General features: G+C 65.2%; 18 protein-coding genes. 16 read left to right on the top strand and 2 right to left on the bottom strand.

Features of this window, described 5'->3' with window-relative positions; translation table 11 throughout:
- Positions 1–77: 77 nt before the first annotated feature.
- Positions 78–263: a hypothetical protein gene (locus tag EP379_RS10030; protein WP_127477678.1), complete on the bottom strand. Its 186-nt coding sequence runs from the start codon at positions 261–263 to the stop codon at positions 78–80.
- A 218-nt stretch (positions 264–481) separates the two neighbouring features.
- On the opposite strand from EP379_RS10030, the gene EP379_RS10025 reads away from it, so the two are divergent.
- Positions 482–4,366: a PAS domain S-box protein gene (locus tag EP379_RS10025; protein WP_172600438.1), complete on the top strand. Its 3,885-nt coding sequence runs from the start codon at positions 482–484 to the stop codon at positions 4,364–4,366.
- A gap of 62 nt (positions 4,367–4,428) precedes the next feature.
- On the opposite strand, the gene EP379_RS10020 is transcribed toward EP379_RS10025, so the two are convergent.
- The gene (locus EP379_RS10020; protein WP_127477676.1) at positions 4,429–4,782 is read right to left on the bottom strand and encodes a TraR/DksA family transcriptional regulator; all 354 of its coding nucleotides are present in this window, start codon (positions 4,780–4,782) and stop codon (positions 4,429–4,431) included.
- A gap of 302 nt (positions 4,783–5,084) precedes the next feature.
- Between EP379_RS10020 and EP379_RS10015 the strand changes: the two genes are divergently transcribed.
- From EP379_RS10015 to nifV, 15 genes are all read left to right on the top strand, one after another.
- Positions 5,085–6,563 carry a SulP family inorganic anion transporter gene (locus EP379_RS10015; protein WP_127477675.1) on the top strand — a complete coding sequence of 493 codons (1,479 nt, stop codon included), beginning with the start codon at positions 5,085–5,087 and terminating at the stop codon, positions 6,561–6,563.
- A gap of 13 nt (positions 6,564–6,576) precedes the next feature.
- Positions 6,577–7,419, top strand: coding sequence for a universal stress protein (locus EP379_RS10010; protein ID WP_127477674.1), 843 nt, complete (start codon positions 6,577–6,579; stop codon positions 7,417–7,419).
- Between the two features lie 181 nt (positions 7,420–7,600).
- Positions 7,601–8,983 (top strand): nitrogenase iron-molybdenum cofactor biosynthesis protein NifE, encoded by a 1,383-nt coding sequence (gene nifE, locus EP379_RS10005; protein WP_127477673.1) that lies wholly within the window; start codon positions 7,601–7,603, stop codon positions 8,981–8,983.
- Positions 8,980–10,332 (top strand): nitrogenase iron-molybdenum cofactor biosynthesis protein NifN, encoded by a 1,353-nt coding sequence (gene nifN / locus EP379_RS10000; RefSeq protein ID WP_127477672.1) that lies wholly within the window; start codon positions 8,980–8,982, stop codon positions 10,330–10,332. The genes nifE and nifN overlap by 4 nt, the downstream gene beginning before the upstream one ends.
- Positions 10,333–10,334: 2 nt before the next feature.
- Positions 10,335–10,811, top strand: coding sequence for a NifB/NifX family molybdenum-iron cluster-binding protein (locus tag EP379_RS09995; RefSeq protein WP_127477671.1), 477 nt, complete (start codon positions 10,335–10,337; stop codon positions 10,809–10,811).
- Between the two features lie 104 nt (positions 10,812–10,915).
- Positions 10,916–11,380, top strand: coding sequence for a NifX-associated nitrogen fixation protein (locus EP379_RS09990; RefSeq protein WP_127477670.1), 465 nt, complete (start codon positions 10,916–10,918; stop codon positions 11,378–11,380).
- Between the two features lie 308 nt (positions 11,381–11,688).
- The gene (locus tag EP379_RS09985; protein WP_127477669.1) at positions 11,689–11,901 is read left to right on the top strand and encodes a CCE_0567 family metalloprotein; all 213 of its coding nucleotides are present in this window, start codon (positions 11,689–11,691) and stop codon (positions 11,899–11,901) included.
- Between the two features lie 17 nt (positions 11,902–11,918).
- The gene (gene fdxB / locus EP379_RS09980; protein WP_127477668.1) at positions 11,919–12,218 is read left to right on the top strand and encodes a ferredoxin III, nif-specific; all 300 of its coding nucleotides are present in this window, start codon (positions 11,919–11,921) and stop codon (positions 12,216–12,218) included.
- Positions 12,219–12,230: 12 nt separating this feature from the next.
- Positions 12,231–12,557 carry a (2Fe-2S) ferredoxin domain-containing protein gene (locus EP379_RS09975; protein ID WP_127477667.1) on the top strand — a complete coding sequence of 109 codons (327 nt, stop codon included), beginning with the start codon at positions 12,231–12,233 and terminating at the stop codon, positions 12,555–12,557.
- Between the two features lies 1 nt (position 12,558).
- Positions 12,559–12,993 carry a hypothetical protein gene (locus EP379_RS09970; RefSeq protein ID WP_127477666.1) on the top strand — a complete coding sequence of 145 codons (435 nt, stop codon included), beginning with the start codon at positions 12,559–12,561 and terminating at the stop codon, positions 12,991–12,993.
- 2 nt (positions 12,994–12,995) lie between these two features.
- A complete protein-coding gene (locus tag EP379_RS09965) occupies positions 12,996–13,463 on the top strand; it encodes a GNAT family N-acetyltransferase (RefSeq protein WP_127477665.1) in 468 nt (155 codons plus the stop codon).
- A gap of 176 nt (positions 13,464–13,639) precedes the next feature.
- Entirely contained in the window at positions 13,640–13,963 is a 324-nt protein-coding gene (locus EP379_RS09960; protein ID WP_127477664.1) for a HesB/IscA family protein, read from the top strand.
- Positions 13,964–13,974: 11 nt separating this feature from the next.
- On the top strand, positions 13,975–14,853 hold the full coding sequence (gene nifU, locus EP379_RS09955) for a Fe-S cluster assembly protein NifU (protein ID WP_127477663.1): 879 nt from the start codon (positions 13,975–13,977) through the stop codon (positions 14,851–14,853).
- A 2-nt stretch (positions 14,854–14,855) separates the two neighbouring features.
- Positions 14,856–16,073, top strand: coding sequence for a cysteine desulfurase NifS (gene nifS, locus EP379_RS09950; protein ID WP_127477662.1), 1,218 nt, complete (start codon positions 14,856–14,858; stop codon positions 16,071–16,073).
- A gap of 258 nt (positions 16,074–16,331) precedes the next feature.
- Positions 16,332–17,504, top strand: coding sequence for a homocitrate synthase (gene nifV, locus EP379_RS09945; RefSeq protein WP_127477661.1), 1,173 nt, complete (start codon positions 16,332–16,334; stop codon positions 17,502–17,504).
- Positions 17,505–17,507: the final 3 nt, after the last annotated feature.

Raw genomic sequence — 17,507 nt, 5'->3', positions numbered from 1 at the left:
AATCGGGGGTGACGCATACTACCACATGGCGCAGCCGTCGCCGCCGCGAGGCCACGATGGCAGGCGCGGCGGCGGGATCAGGCGGCGTCGCGTTCCATGCGGGCGGCGATGAGGGACAGCGGCAGGGCGATCAGGGCCAGCATGTCCAGGCGGTGGGAGAGCAGGGGGACGAAGGGCAGCAGCACGGCCAGCACGGCCAGCAGCAGGGCCGGCACCGACTTGAGGCGGCGGAACAGGGGGGCGGCAGGACGGGATACGGCCACGGCAGACTCCACGGGGCTTTGGGAACGTGCCCTGCAGCTTAATGGGGGTAGGGTGAAGTGGCGGTCAAGATCGCGTGAATATTTGGTGAAGCCGGGAGAAAATGGCGTCCCCGCCCGCTGTGGCCGGCGGGCCGGTCAGGTCTCCGTTTATGTTAACCTGTGCCGAAAATTTGTCTTTTCGCATCCCCCCTGACTCTGAAGACGCCATCCGGACATCGATGCGCCTATCCTTTCTGCTCCGCAACAAGATCACCCTCAGCGTGCTGGTGGCGCTGGTGCTGGGTTTCGCACTGTTGCTGTGGCGTGAATATGCGGTACAGCGCGCGGAGCTGCAGCAAGAGGAGCAGGTCCACGTCACGGTGGCGGCCGACATGCTGGCGGCGGCGCTGCGGCCGAGCGTCATGAGCGGTGATATCGCGGCGGTGGAGCGGCTGGTGCATCGCCTGGCGGACGGGCGTTGGCTGGGTTTTGTCCGGGTCTATGGCCGCGACGGCCTGCTCGCCGAGGCCGGGCGCCCGGCGGCGGGGCGGGCGCTGGTAGCCGACGCGCTCATCGCCGACGGTGATCAGGCCTGGGGGCGGGTGGAGGTCGGGCTGGCGTTGGATCACGGCGGCCATGTGCAGTGGCTGGGCCTCAATGTCCCGGGGGGGACCTTGCTGCTCATTGGGTTCGGCCTGGCGGCCGTCTTCGGCTTGATGGGGCTGTTGTTCCGCGACCTGCGTCGTCTGAAGGAAGGGGCGCGGCGCATCGCCGGCGGCGAATATGGTTATCAGTTGCCGGTGGAGGGTAACGATGCCCTGGCGCAGGCGGTGGCCGCCTTCAATGCCATGTCGCGCAGCCTGCACCAGGCCCATCACCTCGACATGGAGCGGGAGCGCGCCCTGCGTCTGAGCGAGATGCGGCTGGCCGAGGCGCAGCGCATCGCCTCCCTCGGCCACTGGGAGTGGCATTACACCAACGATCGTGTCCACTGGTCGGACGAGATCTATCACGTATTCGGGCTGTCGCCCCAGGCCACGGCGGCCAGCTTCGAGGATTTCCTCAATTTCGTGCACGAGGCCGATCGCGCCGAGGTGCGTGCGGCGGTGGAGCAGGCGCTGACCCACCAGCGTCCCTTCAACATCGTGCACCGCATCGTGCGCCGTGACGGCGAGGAGCGCTGGGTGCGCCAGCGCGGCGAGGTATTCCGCGCCGCCGACGGGACCCCGTTGCGCATGGTGGGGACGGTGCAGGACATCACCGAAGGACGCCGCGTCACGGAGGCGCTGCGCAACCAGCAGTACTGGCTGGAGACGCTGCTCGATGCCATGCCCGACTTCGTCTGCTTCAAGGACGGTGTCGGCCGCTGGCTGGTGGCCAACCGCTTCGGGCTGCGTACCTTCGGGCTGGACGGGGTCGAGTATCGTGGCCGCACCGATCAGGAACTGGCGCAACTGAGCCCGTTCTACCGCGATGCGCTGCAGGCCTGTGCCGGCAGTGACGATGCGGTGTGGCAGGCCGGCAAGGCGCTGTGGACCGAGGAGGTGATCCCGCGTCCCGACGGCCCCAGCCTGCTGTTCGAGATCGGCAAGGTGCCGCTGTACAACGATGACGGCAGCCGCAAGGGGTTGGTCGTCGTCGGCCGTGACGCCACCGAGCGGCGCCGTGCCGAGGCGGAGTTGCAGGACAAGAGCCGCCAGATCATCTCCCTGCTGGAGAGTACCACCGACGCCTATCTGGCGGTGGACGGCAACTGGCGCATCACCTATTTCAATGCCGAGGCGGAGCGTCTGCTGGAGGTGCCGCGGCAGGACGCCCTGGGACAGGAGCTGTGGGACGTGGCGCCGGAGCTGGCCAGCAGTTTCTACAAGCGCTTTGCCCAGGCGTTGCGCCAGCAGAGCAAGGAGCAGTTCGAGGGCTATTATCCGCCGCTGCAGAAATATTTCGAAACCCACCTCTATCCGTCGGCGGAAGGCTTGTGGGTGTTCTTCCGTGATGTCACCGAGCGGCGCCGCAACGAGGCGGCACTGCGCGAGAGCAGCCGGCGCAACGAGGCGGTGCTGGAAAACATCCTCGACGGTATCGTCACCATCGACGGCAACGGCCTGATCACCGGCTTCAACCATGCGGCAGAGCGGATCTTCGGCTATCGCGCCGGCGAGATCATCGGCCGCAGCGTGACCCTGTTGATGCCGGAACCCTACCGCAGTCAGCACGAGGCCTTCGTGCACCGCTACCTCACCGCGCGCGACAGCAGTCAGGCACTGGGCCGCACGCGCGAAATGGTGGGCGTGCGGAGCGACGGCAGCACCTTCCCGCTGGAAATCTCCCTGTCCGAGGCCACGCAGCAGGAGCAGCCGCTGTTCATCGCCGCGCTGCGCGATCTCACCGAACGCCGCGCGGCGGAGGAAAACATGCGCCTCGCCGCCAAGGTCTTCGACAACAGCGTCGAGGGCATCCTGGTCACCGATGCCGGCGGCCACATCCTGCGCGTCAATCATGCCTTCACCGCGATCACCGGTTATACCGAAGAGGAAATCCTCGGCAAGACGCCGGCGGTGCTCAAGTCGGGACGCCACGGCGAGGATTTCTATCAGACCATGTGGGCACGGCTGCATGCCGAGGGCAAGTGGCAGGGCGAGATCTGGAACCGGCGCAAGAATGGCGAGGTGTATCCGGAGTGGCTATCCATCAACCTACTGCCCGATGCCAGCGGCCAGGCCAGCCACTACGTGGCCATTTTCAGCGACATCACCGAAAAGAAAGAGGCGGAGCAGCGCATCTATCACCTGGCCTACTACGACCCGCTCACCGAGCTGCCCAACCGCACCATGTTCCATGGCCGCCTGCTGCAGGCCATGGCCGAGGCCAAGCGCAGCCGGCGCATGGTGGCGCTGCTGTATATCGATCTGGACCGTTTCAAGAACATCAACGACACCTTGGGCCACTTCATCGGCGACGAACTGCTCAAGGAGGCGGCGCGGCGCCTGTCGATGCACGTGCGCGATTGCGACACCGTGGCCCGCCTCGGCGGCGACGAATTCGTCATCATGCTCACCGACCTGACTCACGAGACGGAGATCGCCCACATTGCGCAAAAGGTGCTTACGGCGATGGGCGCACCGTTCCAACTGCTCGGACATGAGGTGTTCGTCACCACCAGTGTCGGCATCAGCGTGTACCCGCAGGATGCCCAGTCGCTGGATGACATGATCAAATACGCCGATACCGCGATGTATCACGCCAAGGAGGCCGGGCGTAACAACTACCAGTTCTATCGCAGCGAGATGAATGCCTCCGCCTTCGAGCGGCTGGTGATGGAGAACAGCCTGCGCCGCGCCCTCGAGCGCGAGGAATTCGAGCTGTATTTCCAGCCGCAGAATGCCTTGCACGACGGCCGCATCATCGGCGTCGAGGTGCTGCTGCGCTGGCGCCATCCGGACCTCGGCATGGTGATGCCGTCGCAGTTCATCCCGGTGCTGGAGGAGAGCGGCATGATCGTGCAGGTGGGCGAGTGGGTGCTGCATGCAGCCTGCCAGCAGATCGCGCGCTGGCAACAGGCGGGATTTGCGCCCCTGCGTGTGGCGGTGAACCTGTCGCCGCGCCAGTTCTGTCAGAGCAATCTGTTGCAGACCGTGCGTGCTGCGCTGGCGGCAAGCGGCGCCGATCCGGCCTGGCTGGAGCTGGAGATCACCGAGAGCAGCCTGATGGGCAACGCCGAGGCCGGCGCCGCCATGCTGCGCCAGCTGAAGGCGCTGGGCATTTCACTGTCGGTGGACGATTTCGGCACCGGCTATTCCTCGCTCAGTTATCTGAAGCGCTTCCCCATCGATACCCTGAAGATCGATCAGTCTTTCGTGCGCGACGTGACTACCGACACCGACGATGCCGCCATCGCCGGCACCATCATCGCCATGGGCCACAGCCTCAATCTGCACGTGCTGGCCGAGGGTGTCGAGACCATGGAGCAGCTGCAGTTCCTGCGTGCCCACGGCTGCGATCAGGTGCAGGGTTTCCTGTTCAGCAAGCCGCTGCCCGCTGCCGACATCGAGCGGATGCTGGTTGAAGGTCGCCGCTTGTCACTGGACGCGGTGGCGACGGAAACCGTTCACGGCAATCCCTAGCGATGCTGAGTCAACACGGATAGAACAGGTGTTGCTTATTCCGGTTCACCATGGCGGCCGCATCACTGCCCCCGTCTTTCGGCACAGGTGATGCACAGGGTGGCCGCCGGATCGAGTTCCAGGCGGCGCGGGTCGATGGGTTCGTCGCAGTCGGCGCAATAGCCGTAGCTGCCATCATCGCAACGGCGCAATGCCGCCTCGATGCGGCGCAGTTCCAGCTCCGCCCGTTGGCGGGTGTTTTGCGCCATGGCCTGCTGCTGCATGGCGTCCATGCGCGACAGACGCCCGACACTGGACTGGTCCAGTTCCACGGTGGCCGTGGAGGCGTCACGGGTCTCGGCCAGGGCCAGGAGCGTCGCGCGGGCGGCGCACAGCTTGCTGCGGAAATGCTCGATAGCGGGCACGTCGATAGTCATGACTGGACAGGAATGCTCTGCAACGTCGGGCCCTGATGATAGGCCGTCAGGTGTTGAATGGCCAGAACTGGCCGCTATCATGCGCTGGCCAGCGGGCGCACATATGGGCCCACGTTATTGATATATGCCGGTATATGGATTAACATCCGGCGCCTCATGCGTATCACGCCGCCATAATCATCCCTCTTCGGTTTTCCTTTCGGGTCGCTGCGCGGCCCGCATGCTGACACCGTTTTTCGCCCCGTTCGCCACAGCGCCGCCATGTGGGCTGTGACGTGAAGCCGTTTGCAGGTTCGAGCTGAATGATCAAATCCGTACGCAATAGCTGGTTTTCCAATGTCCGTGGCGATGTACTTGCCGGTCTGGTGGTGGCGCTGGCGCTGATCCCCGAGGCCATCGCCTTTTCCATCATTGCCGGGGTCGATCCCAAGGTGGGTCTGTATGCCTCGTTCTGCATCGCGGTGGTGATCGCCTTCGTCGGCGGCCGTCCCGGCATGATCTCCGCCGCCACCGGCGCCATGGCGCTGCTGATGGTGACCCTGGTGAAGGAACACGGCCTGCAATACCTGCTCGCCGCCACCCTGCTCACCGGCGTGCTGCAGATCATCGCCGGCTACCTCAAGCTCGGTTCACTGATGCGCTTCGTGTCGCGCTCGGTGGTCACCGGCTTCGTCAATGCGCTGGCGATCCTGATCTTCATGGCGCAGTTGCCCGAGTTGACCAACGTAACCTGGCACGTCTACGCCATGACCGCGGCAGGACTCGGCATCATCTATCTGTTCCCCTACCTCACCAAGGCGATACCCTCGCCGCTGGTTACCATCGTGGTGCTGACCGTCGTGGCCATCGTGCTCGACCTCGACATCCGCACCGTGGGCGACATGGGCGAGCTGCCGGATACCCTGCCAGTGTTCCTCTGGCCGGAGGTGCCGCTCACCTTCGAGACCCTGGCGATCATCTTCCCCTATTCGGTATCGCTGGCGATGGTGGGCCTGCTGGAGTCGCTGATGACGGCCACCATCGTCGATGATCTCACCGATACCGGCAGCGACAAGAACCGCGAGTGCAAGGGGCAGGGCGTGGCCAACATCGCTTCCGGCCTGATGGGCGGCATGGCCGGCTGCGCGATGATCGGCCAGTCGGTAATCAACGTGAAGTCCGGCGGTCGCACCCGGTTGTCGACGCTTGCCGCAGGCGTGTTCCTGTTGTTGATGGTGGTGTTCCTCGGTGACTGGGTAGCGCAGATCCCCATGGCGGCACTGGTGGCGGTGATGATCATGGTCGCCATCGGTACCTTCAGTTGGGAATCGCTGGCCAACCTGAAGAAGCACCCGGTGAGTACCAGTACGGTGATGATCACCACGGTGGTGGTGGTGGTGGCGACCCACAACCTGGCCTACGGCGTGTTCGTCGGCGTGCTGCTGGCGGCGATGTTCTTCGCCAACAAGGTGGCGCAGTACAAATACGTCAGCTCCGAACTGAGTGAGGATGGCCTGACCCGCACCTATAAGGTCGTCGGCCAGGTATTCTTTGCCTCGGCCGACAAGTTCGTCGAATTCTTCGATTTCAAGGAGGCCATCGACAAGGTGGTCATCGACCTGTGCCAGGCGCACTTCTGGGACATCACCGCGGTGGCGGCCCTGGACAAGGTGGTGCTCAAGTTCCGCCGCGAAGGCACCGAGGTGGAGATCATCGGCCTCAACGAGGCCAGCGCCACCATCGTCGACCGCTTCGCGGTGCACGACAAGCCGGATGCCGTAGACCAGCTGATGGGCCACTGAGGAGAACGATAACATGATCAATGTGATCGCCTGCATCGACGGCACCGCCGTCACCCCCGCCGTGTGCGACTACGCCGCCTGGGCCAGCCTGCGCCTGGAAGCGCCGCTGATCCTGCTGCACGTGCTGGACAAATCGGAATATCCGACCCAGAGCAATCTCACCGGCAACATCGGTCTCGGCAGCCGCGAGGCCCTGCTGGAAGAGCTGGCGGCGCTGGATCAGAAGCGCAGCCGTCTGGCCCTGGAGCAGGGCCGCCTGATGCTGGAAGAGGCGCAGCACCGCGTGATCAACGACGGTGTGGCGAATCCCGTCACGCGCCAGCGCCATGGCAGTCTGATCGAGACACTGGTGGAGATGGAACCGGAAACCCGCCTGCTGGTACTGGGCAAGCACGACGAGAATCTCAACGCACACATCGGCAGCCGCCTGGAAAACGTGGTGCGCACCATGCACCGACCGATCCTGGTTACCACCGACACCTTCCGCCCGCCACGCCGCTTCATGGTGGCCTTCGACGGCAGCGAGACCACCCGCAAGGGTGTGGAAATGATTGCCGCCAGCCCGCTGTTCCGCAACCTGCCCTGTCACCTGCTGCTGATCGGTGCGGACAACAAGGTCAACCAGGGCCAGCTGGCCTGGGCGCGTGACTGCCTGGAGGCGGCCGGTTTCGAGGTGCACATCTCGCTGCGTGGCGGCGAAGTCGAGCGTGCCCTGTGCGACTACCGCGCCGAGCACGACATCGACCTGCTGGTGATGGGCGCCTACGGCCATTCCGTGATCCGCCGCTTCCTGGTCGGCAGCACCACCACCAGCGTCATGCGCAACGCCACGGTACCGGTGTTGTTGCTGCGCTGAAACACTCCTCGCGCATTGGTCCGGCGGCGTCCTGTCGCTGGGCCGCCGCGTGTTGCATTTCTTCCCATTGTTACGTTTGTTACAAACGACAACGCAGAAATTCTTCTTAAATACAGACACATAGCATCTGGCATGACGGTTGCTGAAGGAAACACAAGCCTTCAGCCCCCGAGGTGCCGCCATGCAGCCGAAAGACATCGCCGCCCTGCTCGACGAGCCGGCCTGCGCCCACAACAGCAAGGAGAAGTCCGGCTGCGCCCGTCCCAAACCGGGCGCCACCGCCGGCGGCTGCGCCTTCGACGGCGCGCAGATCGCCCTGCTGCCCATCGCCGACGTGGCGCACATCGTCCACGGTCCCATTGCCTGTGCCGGTTCCTCCTGGGACAACCGCGGCACCCGTTCCACCGGACCGACCCTGTACCGCATCGGCATGACCACCGACCTGACCGAACAGGATGTGATCATGGGCCGTTCGGAGAAGCGCCTGTTCCACTCCATCAGGCAGGCCATCGACAGCTACGCGCCGGCGGCGGTGTTCGTCTACAACACCTGTGTGCCGGCCCTTATCGGCGACGACGTCGACGCGGTGTGCAAGGCGGCCACGAAGCAGTGGGGTGTGCCGGTGGTGCCGGTGGACAGCGCCGGTTTCTACGGCACCAAGAATCTCGGCAACCGCATCGCCGGCGAGGCGATGGTCAAGCACGTCATCGGCACCCGCGAACCCGACCCGCTGCCGCCGGCGAGCGTGCGTCCCGGCATCCGGGTGCACGACATCAACCTGATCGGTGAATACAACATCGCCGGCGAGCTGTGGCACGTGCTGCCGCTGTTCGACGAGCTCGGCCTGCGCGTGCTGTGCACCCTGTCCGGGAATGCGCGTTTCCGCGAGGTGCAGACCATGCACCGCGCGGAGGTGAACATGATGGTCTGTTCCAAGGCGATGGTGAATGTGGCGCGCAAGCTGGAGAAACAGTACGGCACGCCCTGGTTCGAGGGCAGTTTCTACGGCGTGCGCGACGTCAGCCAGGCGTTGCGCGATTTCGCCCGCCTGATCGGCGATGCGGATCTGAGCGAGCGCACGGAACGTCTCATTGCGCGCGAGGAGGCCAAGGCCGATGCCCTGCTGCAGCCCTGGCGCGAACGCCTGCAGGGGCGGCGCGCCCTGCTCTATACCGGCGGCGTGAAATCCTGGTCGGTGATCTCCGCCCTGCAGGACCTCGGCCTCAAGGTGGTGGCCACCGGCACCAACAAGTCCACCGAGGAAGACAAGGCGCGCATCCGCGAACTGATGGGGCCGGAGGTGAAGATGCTGGACGAGGGCAGTCCGCGCGCCCTGCTCGATACCGTGCGCAGCTACCAGGCCGACGTCCTCATCGCCGGCGGCCGCAACATGTACACGGCACTGAAGGCGCGCATCCCCTTCCTCGACATCAATCAGGAACGCGAATTCGGCTACGCCGGTTATGCCGGCATGGTGGAACTGGCGCGCCAGCTGGCGCTCACCATCGAGAGTCCGGTGTGGCCGGCCGTGCGCAAGAGCGCGCCGTGGGAGGTGGTGTCATGAGCGTCACCATCCTGAAACGCAACAAAGCGCTGACGGTCAATCCGTTGAAGGTGAGCCAGCCGGTCGGCGCGACGCTGGCCTTCCTCGGCATCAACAAGGCGATGCCGCTGATGCATGGCTCGCAGGGCTGCACCGCCTTTGCCAAGGTGATGTTCGTGCGCCACTTCCGCGAGCCGATCCCCCTGCAGACCACGGCCATGGATCAGATCAGCACGGTGATGGGAGCCGACGACAGCATCGTCGAGGCGCTCACCACCATCTTCAGCAAGAACAAGCCGCGGCTCATCGGCCTGATGACCACCGGCCTGTCGGAGATCCAGGGGGCGGACATACGCCGTGCCGTGAAGATGTTCCGCGACGCCCAGCCGGAATTCGCCGCTTGCCATGTGGTGCCGGTGGACACACCGGACTACGTCGGCGGATTAGAAAGCGGTTTTTCTCTGGCGGTGAGGGCCGTGATTGAAACCGTGGTGCCGCAGACGCAGCGCGCCGGTATGCGCCAGCGCCAGGTCAACGTGCTGGCCGGCGCCCACCTGACGCCGGGTGACGTCGAGGCGCTGAAGGAGTTGCTGGAGGACTTCGAGCTGCGTCCGGTGATATTGCCGGACATTGCCGATTCGCTCGACGGCCACCTCACGCCGAACGATTTCACCCCGCACACCGTCGGCGGCACGCCGCTGTCCGATATCGAACTGATGGGGGAGTCGGCGGCCACGCTGGTGTTCGGCGCGGCGCTGAATGCTGCCGCCGATGTGCTGGCCGAGCGTACCGGCGTGCCGGACTACCGCTTCGATCATCTGCTCGGCCTCGATGCGGTGGACAGTTTTGTGCATACCCTCAGCCGTATCGCGCAGCGGCCGGTGCCGGGGCGGATCAATCGTCAGCGCGCGCAGTTGCAGGATGCGTTGGTGGATACGCATTTCATGCTCGGCATGCGCCGGGTCGCCATTGCGGCGGAGCCCGATCAGCTGTTGGCACTCAGCGAGCTGGCGCAGGGCGTCGGGATGGAGGTCGTCGCCGCTGTCGCGCCGAGCCGCGGCCCGGCGCTGGAGCGGCTGGCACTGGCCGAGGTGAAGATAGGTGATCTGGAGGATCTGGAGCAGATGGCCCGCGCCGGCCACGCCGAACTTCTGCTGGGCAACTCCCATTGCGGCCAGGCGGCCGCGCGGTTGCAGATCCCGCTGCTGCGCATCGGTTTCCCGCTCTACGACCTGGTGGGCGGTTATCAGCGCACCGCCATCGGTTATCGCGGCACGCGCGCGCTGCTGTTCGACCTGGCCAATCTGATGCTGGAGCACGGCCATCATGCGATCGAACCGTACCGCTCCGTCTACAAGGTGGGAGACTAGCCATGGCGATGCAGAGGAAATTACGGGTGCTGGAGAGCGAGGGCGACGCCGGGCAGCGCGCGTTGCAGGTGGCCTTCGCCACCTCGGACCTGAAACACGTCGATCAGCATTTCGGCTCCGCCGAGCGCTTCGCCATCTACCGCGTCGAGGCGGGGCGCGTGACCCTGTCGCAGGTGGCGGAGTTCGGCAGCCAGCAGCAGGACGGCAACGAGAACAAGCTGCTGGAAAAGTTCGTATTGCTGGACGGCTGCGCCGCGGTGTACAGCCAGGCCATCGGCCCGTCCGCCGTGCGCCAGCTGCTGGGGCTGGGCATCCAGCCGATGCGCGTGGCGGAGGGCAGCTCGATCAGTGCGCTGTTGTCCGTGTTGCAGCAGGAGATTGCCTCGGCGGCGCCGGGCTGGGTGAGCCGCGCCCTGGAACGGCAGAGGCGTGATCGCCGTCGCTTCGATGCGATGGCCGCGGAGGGATGGGAGGACTGAGTATCGTCCGGGATGCGGGATACGGGACTAACGTGGTAATTCGGGGGCGAGTTACGTCGCCCGTATGCCGCATCCCCGACGGTATTCGACAGAGGAGTACGGCAATGAACGATGCAGTGGTGGAAAACGCCCCGATCATGGACACGGATTTCATCCGGGAAATGGTCAGGCAGATGCGCGCCCTGGACAGCTATGGCGTGTGGGAAGGCAAGAGTGCCGCGGAGATACTGGAGCCGCTGGTGCTGACGCCGGAACGCAAGAAGGAGATTCCGGTGGTCGGTGATCCCGACGAGGAGACCATGGCGCGCGTCAAGGCGTTCTATAACGCCATCTCCACGCTGATCGAAAAGGAGTGTGGCCTGATGGCGGTGCCGATGATGGTGCTGAGTCATGAAGGTTTCGGCCGTGTGGTGATCACCGTGGGCAAGCTGGTGGTGCTGGACAGGAGCCTGCGCGACGTGCACCGCTTCGGTTTCGCCAGCCTGTCCAAGATGAAGGATGAGGCCGACAAGCTGCTGTCGGTGGCGCTGGAACTGATCGGCACGTACTCCAAGGTTGCCGGGCTGTAAATCGTTAAACGCAAAGACGCCAAGACCGCAAAGGGCGCCAAGAACAGAATGTCTTGCGCATGCGGTAGGGGCAGGATGGGATGCGTGATGCCGCGACTGAATCGCTACTAGAACCCATCTCAAAAATACTCCCTCCCCACGTTGTGGGGAGGGTTGGGGAGGGGCTGGGCGGCGAATCCGGCATGGTCTCCCCCTCCCGGCCTCCCCCACATCCGTGGGGGAGGAGAAGCAAGGTATTTTTGAGCTGGGTTCTACATGAAATTTTGCGTCCTTTGCGGTCTTGGCGTCTTTGCGTTGAGGTCTTTTATATGACTGAAGAAGAGCTAAAAGAACTGGAGAAAGAGGTGAAGAAGCGCAAGCGCATCGCCTCGGAATGGGCCTCGCAGTTGCACGACCTGGTCGAAGACAAACTGCCGGCCGCCTACGACGAACTGCCGGCTATCGCGCAGTCCACCTACGATGCCTGCAAGTCGTGGGCCGAGGCCAACCAGGCCTGGCAGGCGGCGCAGGCCGGACAATGACAACGGAGCCTATGTAAATGAGTGAAATGATTACCGGCCTGACCCGCGGTGGTGCCGCCTGGACACCTGAATTCATCGTGGCCATCAACCAGAAGGAGTGCATCGGTTGCGGTCGTTGCTACAAGGTGTGCCCGCGCAATGTGTTCGAACTGGTCGAGCGCGAAGGCGACGACGAGGATGAGGATGACGATTTCTCCGACGACGTCGCCATGGTGATGACCATCGTGGATGCGCTGGACTGCATCGGCTGCGGCTCCTGTGCCCGTGTCTGCTCCAAGAAGTGTCACAGCCATGCCGCTGCCGCGTTGAGCGCGTGAGTCGGGGGACGTATGCCGAAACCGCAGAAACATGTGTTCGTCTGCACGCAGGCGCGGCCGGAAGGCCACCCGCGCGGCTCCTGCCAGCAGAAGGGGTGCGCCGCCATCGCCGAGGAATTCTGGTTCCAGTTGCAGGGCCGCAACCTGCTCGGCCCGGTGCAGCTCACCACCACCGCCTGCATCGGCCCGTGCGGCGTGGGTCCCAATGTGCTGGTCTATCCGGAAGGCGTGATGTACAGCGGCCTGAAGAAGGAGGATGTCGGCACCATCGTCGAGCAGCATCTCGTCGGCGGCGCGCCGGTGGCGGCGCTGCTCGCCCCGCCGGACCTGTGGGGTTGACGTGGGCGCCGCCGCGCGTTTGATCGTCTACCACAAGCAGGCGACCAGTGCGCGCTTGCGCTTCCTGCGTCTCGCCGACCATACGGTGTGCGGCTTCGGCGCCCTGCCGGCGCTTGCCGCCGTGGTGGAACCGGAAGAAAAGGCGCGTTTCGAGCCGGCCGTCGTGCCGCATCCGGCGCCGCTCGCCGGACGCATGGAACAGCTGCTCGGCCTGCCGGACGGCAGCGTCGAACTCGACGGCGGATTCGTTGTGCGCGTCGACGTGCCGGATGGTCCGCTGACCGTCTATCTGGCGCGTCTCACCTCCATTGATCCGCCCTTTGCCGCCGCCGCGGCGCACGGCGCCACCTTCATCGACCTGACCCAGGCGCGCGATCTGCCACGCGTGGAACTGGAGTTGTTGCGCCGCGCCTACCAGCACGTGATGGGCGGCTGAGCATGGCCTGCCGCGTGCGCCCGGCCACGGCCGGCGATCTCCCCGCCCTGTGCGCCCTGCTCGGGGAACTCTTCAGCATCGAAGCGGATTTTCAGCCCGATCCGGCGCGGCAATGGGTGGCGCTGGAGCGCCTGCTGCAGCGGCCGCAACAGGCCCTGGTGCTGGTGGCGGAAGACGGCGGCGCGGTGTGCGGCATGTGTACTGCTCAAGTGCTGATCTCCACCGCCGAGGGCGGCGAGGCGGCCCTGGTGGAGGATGTGGTGGTACGTCACGACCGCCGCGGCAGCGGTATCGGCAGCGCCCTGCTCGACGCACTGGAGGCGTGGTGCGGCGCACGCGGCATCACGCGCCTGCAACTGCTCGCCGACACCGCCAATGCCCCGGCCCTGGCGTTCTACCGCCGGCGCGGCTGGCAGACGACGCAGTTGCAGGCCTGGCGCAAGTATCCGGCGGCGTCATCCGCCCAGTGATCCTCCAGCGGCTTGTCGCATCTGCGACAAACCCTCCCCCGATGATTGTTACGGCACAGCCCATTTTTTCTCGCGCGCCAAAAACTACTGAAAAAACAGCGGGAAAAAATCATATCCCGAAGTGGCACGGCCATTGCTGAGTGTAAAGCACAGGCTTTTCACCAGGAGGGAAAACCATGATTACCGTGACAGAACGTGCCGCCAAGGCCGCCCGCCGTTTCATCCGCGGCAACGACACCCCCGCCAAGGCCCTGCGCCTCGCCGTCACCGGCGGCGGCTGTTCCGGCTTTCAGTACGAGATGAAGCTGGAAAACGACCCCGCCCTCGGCGATACGGTGGTGGAGGCGCATGGCGTGCGGATCTATCTCGACCCGGCCAGCGCGCAGATGCTGAGCGGCGTCACCGTCGACTTCGTCGACACCCTGGCGGAGAGCGGCTTCACCTTCCACAACCCCAACGCCAGTTCCACCTGCGGCTGCGGCAAGTCGTTTTCCGCCTGAGGAGGTGCGCCATGTGGGAATACTCGGAGAAGGTGAAGGAGCATTTCTTCAATCCGCGCAACGCCGGGGCGGTGGAGGGGGCCAATGCCGTCGGTGAAGTGGGTTCCATCTCCTGCGGCGATGCGCTGCGCCTGACGCTGAAGGTGGACCCGCAGAGCGACACCATCGTCGACGCCGGCTTCCAGACCTTCGGCTGCGGTTCGGCCATCGCCTCGTCGTCGGCGCTCACCGAGATGGTGAAGGGCCTGACGCTGGAGCAGGCGCTGAAGATTTCCAACCAGGACATCGCCGATTATCTCGACGGCCTGCCGGCGGAGAAGATGCACTGCTCGGTGATGGGCCGCGAGGCGCTGGCCGCCGCCATCGCCAACTACCGTGGCGAGGAATGGCATGACGACCATGAGGAAGGGGCGCTGATCTGCAAGTGCTTCGGCATCGACGCGGCGATGATCGAGCAGACCGCACGCGCCAACAATCTGCGCACCATCGCCGACATCACCAACTACACCAAGGCCGGCGGCAGTTGCGCCACCTGCCACGAAGGGATCGAAAAGGTGCTGGCCGGGATCTGGGGGGAAGCCCCCGCGCCGGGGCCGGTGCTGGCCGAGGTGGTGCCCTGTGGCGGCCTGACCAATCTGCAACGCATCCGCCGCATCGAGCAGGTACTGGAAGAACTGCGCCCGATGCTGCGCCGCGACCACGGCGATGTCGAGCTGGTGGAGGTGGACGGCAACACCATTTACGTCAACCTGATCGGCGCCTGCACCGGCTGCATGATGGCCGGCGCCACCCTGGGCGGCATCCAGCAGAAGCTCATCGAGGCGCTGGGCGAGATGGTGCGCGTGGTGCCGGCGAGCGAACTGAAGCGCGCTGCGGCGGGAGGGCGCTGATCATGGCCGACATCTATCTCGACAACAACGCCACCACACGCGTCGACGACGCCGTGGTGCAGGCCATGCTGCCGTTCTTCACCGAGCAGTACGGCAATCCCTCCAGCATGCACGGCTTCGGCGACAAGGTGGGCCGCGCCCTCAAGCAGGCACGCAGCCAGGTGCAGGCGCTGCTCGGCGCGGCGCACGACAGCGAGATCGTGTTCACCTCCTGCGGCACCGAATCCAACAGCACGGCGCTCCTGTCCGCCCTGAAGACCCAGCCCGAACGGCGCGAGATCATCACCACCACCGTGGAGCATCCGGCGGTGCTGAACCTGTGTCAGCACCTGGAACAGGACGAAGGCTATACGGTGCATTACCTCCAGGTCGACCGGCAGGGCCGCCTCGACCTCGACCAGTACCGCGCCGTGCTGTCGCCGCGCGTGGCGCTGGTGTCGGTGATGTGGGCCAACAACGAAACCGGCACGCTGTTTCCGGTGCGCGAGATGGCCGAACTGGCGCGCAGCGCCGGTGTGCTGTTCCATACCGATGCCGTGCAGGCCGCCGGCAAGATTCCCATCGATCTGAAATCCACGGCCATCGACATGCTGTCACTGTCCGGCCACAAGCTGCATGCCCCCAAGGGCGTCGGCGTGCTGTATCTGCGCCGTGGCCTGCGCTATCGCCCGCTGCTGCGCGGCGGCCATCAGGAGCGCGGCCGTCGTGCCGGCACCGAGAACGCTGCCGGCATCGTCGGCCTGGGCGTGGCGGCGGAGCTGGCGCTGCATTACATGGAGCACGAGAACAGCGCCGTGCGCCGTCTGCGCGACACGCTGGAGCAGGGTATCATCGGCCGCGTGCCCAACAGTTTCGTCACCGGCGATCCGCACCACCGTCTGCCCAATACCAGCAACATCGCCTTCGAATACATCGAGGGCGAGGCGATCCTGCTGCTGCTCAACAAGGCCGGCATCGCCGCCTCCAGCGGCTCGGCCTGCACCTCCGGTTCGCTGGAGCCGTCGCACGTGATGCGTGCCATGGACATTCCCTATACCGCGGCGCACGGTTCGGTGCGTTTCTCGTTCTCGCGCTACAACACCATGGACGAGGTGACGCGGGTGATCGAGGCGGTGCCGTCCATCGTCGCGCAGCTGCGCCGCCTGTCACCGTACTGGGATGTCAAGAACAACCTGCCGGTGCAAGATCCGCAGCAGGCCTTCACACCGAGTTTCGCCTGATCGGATACCCCTCTTTGGCGCATTTTGTGCTCCCACGCGGAGATGGTCTGTCACTTCGGTCAGCGAAGTCGGCGGGGCGTCCTCCGCGGATTTTTTTCGCACATCCTACGGGATAGCTGCCCATTGCCCTGTCGCAAACACGACAATGATCTGGTCCGCGTTGTAACTGCGCACGGCGAGTGCCTTGCAACTCATTGATACACAAATAATCTTATGCTGGCACAGCGCTTGCTCTGAGAAATACAACAGGAGCAAGCCATGAATCCACGCCCCCTCATCATCGACGACACCACCCTGCGCGACGGCGAACAGACCGCCGGCGTGGCCTTCTCGCTGGACGAGAAGCTGGCCATCGCCCGCGCCCTGGACGGCATCGGCGTGCCGGAGCTGGAGGTGGGGATACCGGCGATGGGGGCCGAGGAACGTGAGGGCATACAGGCGCTGGCCACGCTCGGGCTGAATGCACACCTGCTGGTGTGGGCGCGCATGCGCGACGACGACATCGCCCTGTGTGCCGATCTCGGCGTGCAGATGGTGGATCTCTCCATCCCGGTGTCCGAGCAGCAGATTGCCCGCAAGCTGGGGCGTGACCGTGCCTGGGTGCTGGCCAACATCGAACGCTGCATACCGCGTGCGCTGGAACTCGGGCTGGAGGTGTGCGTGGGCGGCGAGGATGCCTCGCGTGCCGACGACGATTTTCTGTTGCAGGTGGCGGAGACGGCACAGGCCGCCGGTGCAACACGGTTCCGTTTCGCCGACACCCTCGGCGTGCTCGATCCCTTCGCCGTGTACGAACGCATCGCGCGCCTGCGCCGCGCCACCGACCTCGCCATCGAGATGCATGCCCACGACGACCTCGGTCTGGCCACAGCCAATACGCTCGCCGCGGTGCGCGCCGGCGCGACGCACGTCAACACCACCGTCAATGGTCTCGGCGAGCGCGCCGGCAATGCCGCGCTGGAAGAGGTGGCGATGGCGCTGCGCTGTCTGCACGGCCTCGACAGCGGCATCGAACTGCGCGGCATCGATGCGGTGTCGCAGCTGGTGGCCGAGGCCTCGGGGCGGCCGCTGCCGTGGCAGAAGAGCGTGGTGGGCGAGGGGGTGTTCACCCACGAATCCGGCATCCATGTCGACGGCCTGCTCAAGGATCCGCGCAACTACCAGGGCTTCGACCCGGCGCTGCTCGGCCGTGCCCATCGCCTGGTGCTGGGCAAGCACTCGGGCAGTCACGGCGTGATGCGCGGCTATGCCGAGCTGGGCATCCGTCTGAGCGAGGAACAGGCGCAGCGGCTGTTGCCGCGGATCCGCGCCTTCGCCGTGCAGCACAAACGCGCGCCGGAGGCGGCTGAGCTGGAGGTCATCTACCGGGCCGAACTGAGCAAAACCGTTGAACGCCAAGACACAAAGGCCGCAAAGCAGGTGTGTTTGTAGGGT

It is taken from the genome of Sulfurivermis fontis, from assembly GCF_004001245.1.
In the GTDB taxonomy this organism is placed as follows: Bacteria; Pseudomonadota; Gammaproteobacteria; order Thiohalomonadales; family Thiohalomonadaceae; genus Sulfurivermis; species Sulfurivermis fontis.
The sequence above is the reverse complement of the archived record's forward strand: the minus strand, read 5'-3'. Positions and strand labels throughout refer to the sequence as shown.